Below are 6,667 nucleotides of genomic sequence, written 5' to 3'. Positions count from 1 at the left end.
TCGCCACCCTGCTGCCGCCCCGGCCCCCCGAGAACGTCCGGGTCCTGGTGACCAGCCGCCCGCACCCGGGCGTCCCCCTCGACGTGCCGGACGACCACCCGCTGCGGCACTGCGTCTGCCGGCGCCTGGACGCGAACGAGTTCGCCCGGCACACCCGGGACGAGGCCAAGCGCGAGCTGCACGAGGCGCTGCGCGGCGACCGTTCGCAGGTGGACCTGCTCGGCCTGCTCACCGCGGCCCAGGGCGGCCTCACCGCCCGCGACCTCGTCGAGCTGACGAAGATGCTCCCCTACCAACTGGAGTCCCGGCTCGCCAGCGTGCTCGGCCGCAGTCTGCGCACCCGCACCCGCTGGGACCTCCAGGAGGAGCAGGGCTATCTGTTCGCCCACGAGACGCTGCGCGAGCAGGCCGAGCAGGCGCTCGGCCCGGCCGTCGCGGAGTACCGCGCCCGCATCCACGCGTGGGCCGACGGGTACCGCGACCGGGGCTGGCCCGAGGAGACGCCCGGCTATCTGCTGCACACCTACGGCAGGCTGCTCGCGGGCGGCGACGACCTGAAGCGCCACCTCGCCACCATCACCGATCCGCGCCGCCAGGAACGGCTCCTCGCCGTCACCGGCAGCGACGTCGTCGCGCGGGCCGACATCCAGGCCGCCCGCAGACGGCTCGTCGCGCTGCCCGGTGCCGACCTCGGCACGGTGAGCGACCTGGCCCTGCTCGACGACGAGCTGGGACACCGGGGCGGATCCCTGCCGGAGTGCCTGCCCGCCGTGTGGGCCGCCCTGGGGCGCGGGGCGCTCGCGGAAGGCATGGCCCGGTCCCTGCTCTCGCCCGAGGGCAGGAGTCGTGCCCTGGCGCGGATGGTCGCGCACACGGCGGTGCCCGACCCGCGGCTCGCCCGGAGCGTCGCCGAGGAGACCGCGGACCTCGCGAGGCGGTCGGTCGGGGCCGTGCCGTCGGCGGCCGGGTACGCCCACCACAGGTTCTGCCTGGACCGTGCGACCGGGCTGCTCAGGGCGGGGGAACCACGCGCCGCCCTGGCCGAGGCGCTGCGCCCCGAGGAGGTCCGGGAGCGGGTCGCCGTGCTGCGCGCCCTCGCCGAGCGCGCCCGCGCGGACACGTCCGTCGACGTCATGGAACTGGCCGAGGCCGCACAGGAGTCGGCGGAGCTGCTGCGCAGGCGGCCGGACCGTGAGCAGCCCGACCGCGCCCTGCTCCTGGGGTGCGCGGCGCTGCTGGTCCGCGAGGCCCACCCGGACCGCGGCGAGCGCCTCCTGCGGGCCGCGGAACAGGTGCCCCGCAGACGCGCCGGGCTCGCCCTCTCCTCGCTCGCCCTGCTGTTGTGGCCGACCGATCCGGTGCGCGCCGAGCGGCTGGACATCCACGCGCGGGTGCGCGGGGGCGGGGCGTACGTGCGCCAAGACGCGGTGCCCGGCGACACGTTCGCGCTCTGCGCGGCCGCCGAGCGCGGGGAGCAGGTCGACCTGCCGCCGCTCGACGCCGGGGCACGGCGGTACGCGGGCGAGGCGCTCGCGCTGGCGGGGCGGACCACGGAGGCCGGGCGGGCCGCGGCCACGCTGGCCCCCGAGACGGCCGCCGAGGTGGAGGCGGCCATCGCCCTCTCCCTGGTCGCCACCGCCCCCGAGGAGGCCGTCGCCCGCGCGCGGTCGCTCGCGGAGCGCTCCCGCAGCCCCGGCAGCGACCGCGTCGCGCTGCGCCCGGTGCTCTCGACGCTCCCCACGGCGCTCGCCACCGCGGGCAACGGCGACCTGGCGCGCACGCTCTCCCGGCACGCCGCCGAGCCGTCGACGACCTGGGCGTACACCCTGGCCTGGCGGTTCGAGGTCGGGGCCGGGACGAAGGGCGTCCTGCGCAGGGCGGGGCTGCGGCTGCCGAACGGCGCCGGCGGGCTCTGGCCCGACGCGGTCGACATGCTGGCCCGCTTCAAGGGGGTGGACCGGGCCGCCGCCCTCGTAGAGGAGGGGTACGGCGAGAGGGCGGTCACCTGTCTCGCCTCGCTGATCAGACAGCTCCCGCCGGACGACCCGCGCCGGGCGCGGTACGCGGAACTGGCCCGCGCGAAGGCCGGTGAGGAGGACCCGCGGCCGGACCCCTCCGCCGTGTGGTGGGCGGCGCTCGCCGCGACCCTGTGGGGCCAGCCGGACGCGGTGCGCCAGTGGATCGCCAGCCGTGAGCGTTCCGTGGGCCGGGCGGCGACGGGCCTGCACTCCCGTATGCCGAGGACGGCCTCCACGCGCTGGCTGGCCTCGCCGTTCGAGCGCGCCTCGGCGGTCCTCGCGCTGGCCCGCGTCGACCGCGCCGAGGCCCGTGCGCGGTTCAAGGAGTGGCGGCGCAGGGACGTGTGGTCGGGCAGCCCGCAGCGGGCCGAGTCGGAGGCGCTGTGGGCGATGACCGCGTTCCTGCTGGACGACGCCGTCGGCGCGTGGGAGCCGCGGGTGCCGGAACAGACCGCCGGGACGTTCCTCGCCACGGCCGCCCTCGCCCACCTGGGCGGCGGCCGGGAGTGGTGCTCGATGGACGGTCTGCCCATCGGCATCCCGTCGATGCTGCGCCGTCTCGTGCTCCTGCACGCCTATGCGGAACCGCCCCCGGAGGTCCGCGCGGCCTCGGGCGAGCAGCTCGTCCGCGACCTGCTCGTGCGCGACGACTGGTGGCGGGTGCTGCCCGTGCTCGCGCTGCTCGACCCGGCGGCGGTCGACCGCTTCGGCGAGACCGTGCGCGGCCGGCTCAGCTGACCGGGGGGCCGCCCGCGCACCCGTGCGCCGGCAGCGTGAACCAGACCGCCTTGCCCGAGTCGGTGGCGCGGTGGCCGCAGGACGAGCTGAGGGTGCGGATCAGGAGGAGACCGCGGCCGTGCTCCTGCCAGGGGTCCGGCTCGCCGGCCGGGTCCGGGTCCGTGAGGTCGCCGGGCGGCAGGGGGTTGGAGTCGTGCACCTCGACCTGGCAGCCGGTCGGCAGCAGCTCGATGACCAGCTCTATGGGGTCGTGTCCCTCGGTGTGCTCGACGGCGTTGGCGACGAGTTCCGCGGTGAGCAGCTCGGCGGTGTCGGTGTCGGCGGTGGACTCGATGTCGTTGAGCGCGGTACGGACCAGGGCGCGCGCGATCGGTACGGCCGCCGTGGTGTGCGGCAGCGCGATGCGCCACGAGGCGGGGGAGGGAGGTTCGGGCAAGGCGGGTCCGTTCAAGGCAGCAGGCGGTCCTGCTTTCAACCGTACGAATCTTAAGCGCTATGTCGACAGGGTCGACGGTCGGGCATGCCCGGGACGTCCGGCCCTGTGGTGCTCCGTGAGACAAGACGCGCATGTCGTGATTTCCGTTCCCTTTCCGGGCGGCCGGGACGGCTGAGGTCCGCCCTCGGCCGGGCCCGGTCGCACCCCCCGGATGTGCTGTATCGCGTACTCGTGACGACAGTCACGGAACGGTGATACCTTCGGAAGGCAGCGCACTCCAGCCCCCAGGCCGAGGAGGCCGCACCTGATGAGTCCCTTCACCGGCTCCGCGTCCCGCACCCCCGACTGGCGGCACCTGCGCCTGACCGTCGACGACGGGGTCGCCACGGTCACCCTCGCCCGCCCGGACAAGCTCAACGCGCTCACCTTCGGCGCCTACGCCGACCTGCGCGACCTGCTCGCCGAGCTCTCCCGCGACAAGTCCGTGCGCTCCCTGGTGCTCGGCGGCGAGGGGCGCGGCTTCTGCTCCGGCGGCGACGTCGACGAGATCATCGGCGCGACGCTCGCCATGGACACCGCCCAGCTCCTCGACTTCAACCGGATGACCGGACAGGTCGTACGGGCCGTCCGCGAGTGCCCCTTCCCGGTGATCGCCGCCGTCCACGGGGTCGCCGCGGGCGCCGGCGCCGTGCTCGCCCTCGCCGCGGACTTCCGCGTCGCCGACCCCTCGGCGCGCTTCGCCTTCCTCTTCACCCGCGTCGGCCTCTCCGGCGGTGACATGGGCGCCGCCTACCTCTTGCCCCGCGTCGTCGGCCTCGGCCACGCCACCCGGCTGCTGATGCTGGGCGAACCGGTGCGCGCCCCCGAGGCCGAGCGCATCGGACTGATCAGCGAGCTGACGGAGGAGGGCGGCGCCGACGAGGCCGCGGCGGTCCTCGCCCGCCGCCTCGCCGACGGCCCCGCCCTCGCGTACGCCCAGACCAAGGCGCTGCTCACCGCCGAGCTGGACATGCCGCTCGCCGCCGCCGTGGAGCTGGACGCGGCGACCCAGGCCCTACTCATGAACGGCGAGGACTACGCCGAGTTCCACGCGGCCTTCACGGAGAAGCGCCCGCCGAAGTGGCAGGGGCGGTGACGATGGCGACCTCCGCGACCCCCGCCCCGGCCGCCTCCCCGACCCCTGCCCCGGGTGGTGGCGCCCGCCGCATCGCCGTCATCGGCGGCGGCCCCGGCGGCCTCTACGCCGCCGCGCTGCTCAAGCGGCTCGACCCCGCCCGCGAGGTGACCGTCTGGGAGCGCAACGCCCCCGACGACACCTTCGGCTTCGGCGTCGTCCTCTCCGACGAGACCCTCGGCGGCATCGAGCACGCCGACCCCGCCGTCTACGCCGCGCTCCAGGCCGAGTTCGTGCGCTGGGACGACATCGACATCGTCCACCGCGACCGGCGGCACACCTCCGGCGGCCACGGCTTCGCCGCGCTCGGGCGGCGCCGGCTCCTGGAGATCCTGCACGCGCGCTGCCGCGACCTCGGCGTCGAGCTCCGCTTCCGCGCCGAGGCGCCGCCCGCCGCCACGCTCGCCGCGGCGTACGACCTGGTCGTCGCGGCGGACGGCGTGCACAGCCTCACCCGCGCCGCGTACGCCGACGTCTTCGGGCCGAGCGTCACCACCCACCGCTGCCGCTACATCTGGCTGGCCGCCGACTTCGCCTTCGACGCGTTCCGCTTCGAGATCGCCGAGACCGAGCACGGCGTGATGCAGCTGCACGGCTACCCCTACGCACGCGACGCCTCGACGGTCATCGTCGAGATGCGCGAAGAGGTCTGGCGGTCCGCGGGCTTCGCGGAGCTCGACGAGGGCGAGTCCACCGAGCGCTGCGCCAAGATCTTCGCGGACGCGCTCGGCGGCCGCCCCCTGCGCGGCAACAACTCCGCCTGGATCAACTTCCGCACGGTCGTCAACTCCCGCTGGTCGCACGGCAACACGGTCCTGCTCGGCGACGCGGCCCACACCGCCCACTTCTCCATCGGCTCCGGCACCAAGCTCGCCGTCGAGGACGCCCTCGCCCTCGCCGCGTGCCTCCAGGAGCAGCCCGACCTGCCGAGCGCGCTGGCCGCGTACGAGACCGAGCGCCGCCCCGTCGTCGCGTCCACGCAGCGCGCGGCCCGCGCCAGCCTGGAGTGGTTCGAGCGGCTGCCCGACTACCTCGACCAGCCGCCCCGCCAGTTCGCGTTCAACCTCCTCACCCGCAGTCGCCGCGTCACCCACGACAACCTCCGGCTGCGCGACGCGGACTTCACCCGCGGCGTCGAGCGCGACTTCGGCTGCCCGGACGGCACCCCGCCGATGTTCACGCCCTTCCGGCTGCGCGGGCTGACCCTGCGCAACCGCGTCGTCGTCTCCCCGATGGACATGTACTCCGCGGTGGACGGCGTCCCCGGCGACTTCCACCTCGTCCACCTGGGCGCGCGGGCGCTCGGCGGCGCGGGCCTGGTCATGACCGAGATGGTCTGCGTCAGCGAGCGCGGCCGCATCACCCCGGGCTGCGCCGGCCTCTACACCGCCGAACAGGCCGGGGCCTGGCGCCGCGTCACCGACTTCGTCCACGCCCAGGCGCCCGGCACGGCCCTCGGCGTCCAGCTCGGCCACTCGGGCCGCAAGGGCTCGACGAAGCTGATGTGGGACGGCATCGACGAACCGCTGCCCGACGGCAACTGGCCGCTGGACGCCGCGTCCCCGCTGCCCTACCGGCCCGACAGCCAGACCCCGCGCGCCCTCTCCCGCGCCGGACTGAACGAGATCCGCCGGCAGTTCGTCGAGGCGGCCCGGCGCGCCGACCTGGCCGGCTTCGACCTCCTCGAACTGCACTGCGCCCACGGCTACTTGCTCTCCGGGTTCCTCTCGCCGCTGACCAACCGCCGCACGGACGCGTACGGCGGATCACTGGAGAACCGGCTCCGCTTCCCCCTCGAAGTCTTCGACGCGGTACGGGAGTCCTGGCCGGACGGCAAACCGATGACGGTCCGCATCTCCGCCACCGACTGGGCCGACGGCGGCACCACCGCCGAGGACGCGGTCGGGATCGCCCGCGCCTTCGCCGCGCACGGCGCCGACGCGATCGACGTCTCCACGGGCCAGGTGGTGTCCGACGAACGCCCCGACTACGGCCGCTCCTACCAGACGCCGTACGCCGACCGGATCAGGAACGAGACCGGCATCCCCGTGATCACGGTCGGCGCCGTCTCCTCCTGGGACGACGTCAACTCCCTGATCCTGGCGGGCCGCGCGGACCTCTGCGCCCTGGCCCGCCCCCACCTCTACGACCCCCACTGGACCCTGCACGCCGCCGCCGAGCAGGACTACGCGGGACCGGGCGCGCCCTGGCCCGTGCAGTACCGCGCGGGCAGCCGACGCCCCCAGACGGGCCGCACCGACACCCCCAAGCAGCGCCTCACGCTGGAGAGCTGAGGCCGGG

Annotated in this window: 4 protein-coding genes; 3 read left to right on the top strand and 1 reads right to left on the bottom strand. The window is 75.4% G+C overall.

What is annotated here, in order from left to right:
* Nucleotides 1-2,756: hypothetical protein (locus AOK22_RS15725; protein ID WP_055699274.1), on the top strand; the 2,756-nt coding region annotated here is incomplete at its 5' end.
* Here the strand turns inward: AOK22_RS15725 and AOK22_RS15720 are convergent.
* On the bottom strand, nt 2,749-3,192 hold the full coding sequence (locus tag AOK22_RS15720; protein ID WP_069885471.1) for an ATP-binding protein: 444 nt from the start codon (nt 3,190-3,192) through the stop codon (nt 2,749-2,751). The two genes, AOK22_RS15725 and AOK22_RS15720, sit on opposite strands and share 8 nt — an antisense overlap.
* Before the next feature lie 307 nt (nt 3,193-3,499).
* Here AOK22_RS15720 and AOK22_RS15715 point away from each other — a divergent pair, with 307 nt between their 5' ends.
* Nucleotides 3,500-4,327 carry an enoyl-CoA hydratase family protein gene (locus AOK22_RS15715; protein WP_055699272.1) on the top strand — a complete coding sequence of 276 codons (828 nt, stop codon included), beginning with the start codon at nt 3,500-3,502 and terminating at the stop codon, nt 4,325-4,327.
* A 2-nt stretch (nt 4,328-4,329) separates the two neighbouring features.
* Nucleotides 4,330-6,660, top strand: a complete 2,331-nt coding sequence (locus AOK22_RS15710) for a bifunctional salicylyl-CoA 5-hydroxylase/oxidoreductase (RefSeq protein ID WP_055699271.1) — start codon at nt 4,330-4,332, stop codon at nt 6,658-6,660.
* Nucleotides 6,661-6,667 lie beyond the last annotated feature (7 nt).

Source organism: Streptomyces silaceus, assembly GCF_001419745.1.
Lineage (GTDB): Bacteria > Actinomycetota > Actinomycetes > Streptomycetales > Streptomycetaceae > Streptomyces > Streptomyces silaceus.
The sequence above is the reverse complement of the archived record's forward strand: the minus strand, read 5'-3'. Positions and strand labels throughout refer to the sequence as shown.

Coding starts and splice junctions, on each gene's coding strand:
- AOK22_RS15710 (WP_055699271.1), top strand. CDS start 4,330: ATGGCGACCTCCGCGACCCCCGCCCCGGCCGCCTCCCCGACCCCTGCC.
- AOK22_RS15715 (WP_055699272.1), top strand. CDS start 3,500: ATGAGTCCCTTCACCGGCTCCGCGTCCCGCACCCCCGACTGGCGGCAC.